Origin of the sequence: Robiginitalea sp. (assembly GCF_049588695.1) — a bacterium.
GTDB lineage: Bacteria > Bacteroidota > Bacteroidia > Flavobacteriales > Flavobacteriaceae > Robiginitalea.
The window spans coordinates 1-4,133 of the sequence record NZ_JBAVZJ010000343.1 but is presented as its reverse complement, the minus strand read 5'-3'; the positions used below and the strand labels follow the sequence as shown (position 1 = coordinate 4,133).

General features: G+C 47.2%; 5 protein-coding genes. 3 read left to right on the top strand and 2 right to left on the bottom strand.

Translation table 11 applies throughout. The annotated features are described in order from the left end of the window. The 3 genes from WBV75_RS08345 to WBV75_RS08335 form a co-directional block, all read left to right on the top strand. Positions 1-521 (top strand): M14 family zinc carboxypeptidase (locus tag WBV75_RS08345; RefSeq protein WP_424120174.1); only part of this gene is annotated, 521 nt, incomplete at its 5' end. A 229-nt stretch (positions 522-750) separates the two neighbouring features. Then, positions 751-1,563, top strand: a complete 813-nt coding sequence (locus WBV75_RS08340; RefSeq protein ID WP_424120173.1) for a transporter — start codon at positions 751-753, stop codon at positions 1,561-1,563. A gap of 140 nt (positions 1,564-1,703) precedes the next feature. Continuing rightward, complete coding sequence (locus WBV75_RS08335) at positions 1,704-1,838, top strand: hypothetical protein (protein WP_424120172.1); 135 nt, start codon at positions 1,704-1,706, stop codon at positions 1,836-1,838. Between the two features lie 44 nt (positions 1,839-1,882). Here the strand turns inward: WBV75_RS08335 and WBV75_RS08330 are convergent, their stop codons facing one another. Next, the gene (locus WBV75_RS08330; RefSeq protein WP_424120171.1) at positions 1,883-2,152 is read right to left on the bottom strand and encodes a hypothetical protein; all 270 of its coding nucleotides are present in this window, start codon (positions 2,150-2,152) and stop codon (positions 1,883-1,885) included. 169 nt (positions 2,153-2,321) lie between these two features. Beyond that, positions 2,322-4,133 (bottom strand): tetratricopeptide repeat protein (locus WBV75_RS08325; RefSeq protein ID WP_424120170.1); only part of this gene is annotated, 1,812 nt, incomplete at its 5' end.

The following is a 4,133-nucleotide window of genomic DNA, read 5'->3' as shown; positions in this document are numbered from 1 at the left end:
CCCTTACAGGCGATTCCGACCAGGCCATGGCCTTCCGGAAGGAACATGCGGTCTTTGTGGCACCCCTGATGAATCCGGACGGGGTGGACAATGGGCATTGGAGGCATAATATGGGCGGTATAGACCTGAACCGCGACTGGCAGAATTTCAACCAGCCTGAAACCCGGAGTGTCCGGGATTTCCTAAGGGCCAAAGACGACGACTATGAATTCGTTTTTGGGGTAGACTTCCATTCCACATGGGACGATATTTACTATCCCCTCGATACCGTGGCGGCCGGGCCCAAGGGCAAAATTGTCTTTGACTGGATCGACGGCATCAGCCGGCGGCTACCCCAGAAAAAAACGAACATTAGTGCCTCGGATAAATTAGACCCCACCATGGTTTCCCGCACCTATTTCTTCGTGAATCACGGGATGCCCGCTATTGTCTTTGAACTGGGGGATGATACCCCCAGGGATTTTTTGAAACTCAAAGGGCAGGTAGCGGCCGAAGAATTGATGCGACTCTTGATGGAATAATAGTTTAGATGCTTCTAGAGTTTCTCTCTACTTTTATAAAAAATTACATATTTCTGCAACCGACTGTTAGAAACAGAAAAACTGATAATGCCCGTGCGGCAAACGTATGTCCCCAAACCCCAGACAATCTGATCTTGTAAAAACACTTAGCTTATTTATAATTGGCTTTCTGTTTCATCAAAATGGGCACTGCCAGGATATAGAACCCCGGCGGTGGAGTCCTATACCTTTGGGTACAAATGTTTTGGGAGCCGGCTATTCCTATACGTCGGGAGATGTGTTTTTTGATCCCCTGCTGCAGGCAGAAGATGTTAAAATCAAGGCGCACTCTCTTGCTGTTTCATTCGTACAGCCTTTTAAGGTGAGGAATAAATTGGCGAGGATTAGCCTGTTAGTTCCATTCAGTACCGCAGACTGGAGTGGCTTATTGAGTGGAGAGCCAACTGCAGTAAACAGGACCGGATTTGCAGATCCAAGAATAAGAGCTTCGGTATTACTAGCCGGGCCTCCGGCGGGCAATGCCCTTGAAGTGCGACAATACAGGATTGATAACCCTACGTCTACCACTTTTGGGGTATCACTGGCCATAACCCTCCCGCTCGGGGAATACTTTGAAGACAAGCTGTTAAACCTGGGTGGCAACCGATTTGTATTCAGGCCCCAGGTAGGGATGATTCATTACTGGGGCACGTGGTCCTTTGAACTCACGGGTTCTGTTTTTCTCTACACCCGGAATCCTGATTTTTTTAATGATGCCCAGAGGGATCAGAGACCTACATTTGCTATGCAATCCCATTTGGTAAAACAACTTCGCGGAGGCGCATGGCTATCTCTGGGCGCCGGGTACGGCTTAGGGGGGGAATCTGTAATTAACAGGCAGCCGAATGGAGATTTCCGTTCCAATTTATTGATGTCGGCCTCATATAGTCTCTTGATCACCAAAAGACAGGGATTGAAACTGACCTACATTCGCTCTGAAGCCCTGCAAGATATCGGCTCCAACACCAACAATTTCCTTCTGGCGTGGTTTATTAGTTTTTAATTAGAATCCCTGCCTTTCCCGGGCTATTTTCAGTCTCCTGCTTTTTTATTGTAAAGGGTAATCTGTTTTCAATCGCGTGTTAGGATCTGTCATCGCGGAATCAATATTGTCGTACCTTCTGAGAAACTATTCACTTTCTCATGATCAACTTCTTTCGCAAAATCCGTAAAAAACTTGCCGATCAAAACAAACCGCTGAAATACTTCCGGTATGCCGTCGGGGAGATTGTCCTTGTGATGATCGGTATCCTTCTGGCATTACAGGTGAGGGATTGATGGTCCCTTTGGCGATGTGCGGTGCGTTAGTTTTTTTGTTTACATCAACTATCCTCATCTGTCGGCTCATTTTCTTTAGTCGTGCTGAGTCCGGTCAATTTCCTAAATCCAATATATAGTAGAACAAATGCCGTAATCCAGAACCACATCTGGAATACCAGGGCCCCCACAATGCCTATTCTTGAGGAAGACCCCAACTCCTGGCTGATTTCTGAATAATTCAATACCGCAAATCCAAAGCCCGTTAAATAGGCAAAACCGAGAATTATGGCAACTGCCGAACCAAATATTTGCAAAGAGGATTTAATCGCCATAACAGCCTGACTTTCTTAAAAATACAAATTATTTGGAGTTCATGAATTATTGCTGCCATGAACTCAATTTCTCATTGCCGAAGTACAGATAGGTTGAATAGTTGACGGAAGAAGCGGAGCATGGATTGAGGGTTGGTTCGTACGAGTTGTCAGAAGTCAGTATTTAAAGTCAGTCCCTGGGCAAATAATTGATTTCAGGCTCCCAGTTTTCCTGCCAGAGTTTCGTATCAGGATCAAAACGCGAGACGTAGCTCGCGACCACCACACCCTCTTTATATTCGAATTTGTAATGTACGGAATGGTCTACCATGCTGATATATCGGGTTTTGGAAACGGGCAGCAATTCTTTACTGGCCAACCCCTCCCTTTTGTAAAACAGCCGTCCATCCTGCACCCAGAACCGCCGCCTGGAGGCCACACCTTCTTTGCCGTAGGTGCCTTCCACCTCATTCAGCTGGTTTATATACGCTTGCGAATCCAGGCTGTCACGGTATTTTAAATGGGCCAGGGGATATTTCAGGTAATAGTGGTTGGGGTTGGCGGCAATGGCTTTTTCATAAGCCGCCTGGGCACTATCCCACTGTTTGCCGGCCATGAGGTTCTCTGCCTTTAAAATGGCTTCATCGAGTCTCCAGTACCATACCCGAAGCGAATCCTGCCACCCGTACTGATCATAGCGATAGGCATAAAATTCACCATGGCTATCTTCGAAAAACTCCTTTTTACCTGTTTGTGCTGTAACGGGATGGCCTGTAACCAACGTCCGCTCTCCACCCATGATTAAGGGGGTTATGCCCTGGTTGGAAATGTACTGGAGCAGGGTGTTTTTATGAACCCATAATGTGCTGGTCTGTTCGCTGTTGCTACCGCGGTATTCGCCCTCAAATTTTCGAAGGTCCCCGGGAGTTACAGGATTCGCCTCTAAATAGGCCAATGTCTTTTCATACAGGGAGGCGTGGACTTCCAGTTCAGGTTGCAGTAGCTTAAACCTGTCCAGGGTTTTGCGGGCTTCTCCCCAATCGCCTTTAAAGAGTTGGGGAAGTAATTTAAATCCCAACAGGGTAGGGTCATTGCCCCGGAGTCTGGCAAAGGTGGTGAGCTGATCCAGGACTTCCTCATAGTCCTCCTGAATGATGCTCGCTTCGATAGAGTTTACGCCACTTATCCGGTTTTTATCATTTTCCCATGCCTGATACGCCAAATCGGTATAGGCCTCCACATTTCGCGTTCGCCCGTAAATATTCCTCAGGGTTTGGTTGTAGATGGTGCTGCTGGGGTCTACTTCCAGTTGCAGTTTGACGAGTTTTTCAGCATCGTCGAACTGATCATAGGCCAGGTATTTCTGCACCAGGGTCTCGCTTTGCCGCTGCAGCGGTAATTCATAGCGGAGCTCGTAGGCCTTATCGGCCAGGGCCCGCTCTTCCATGTTCCCCTGGCTGAAGGTCAGCCTCCTTCTTCCGGCAAAGAGGTAGGCCAGGGCAAAGGTGCTGTCCTCAGCAATAGCGTTATCATAGTCCCCATTGCTGAAATACTCCAGGGCCTTTAAGTTATCGCTGGTGATTTCACGGATATTCATGTCCAGATAATTGGGACTGTTGAACTCTCCGGAGCTAAAGGCGTTGGTTATAAAAACCGTGACCTCATCAATCACATCCAGGATATCCGGACCTTCGATCGTTTTCTCTTCAATGATTTTGGCGTTTTTGGCCTTACGTATATACGTTGTCAGGATAAATGTGCTGTCTGTCTTTTCAAATTCCCCGTCTATATAATACTCATGGAAATAGCTCGATTCCTTAACCTTGTCGGGCGTTGTGGTTAAAGTCAGTAGGTCCGGGCTAAAATTTTTGTTTTGAAGCAAGTCTTCCAGAAGTAAGCGGGAAATCCCGAATTCCAACCACGAAGTGGCAGTGTCCTTTTCTTTGGGCGCAAAATTGTATATGTAGAAACCGGTTCTAAACTCTTCTTTGGTGATCAAAGC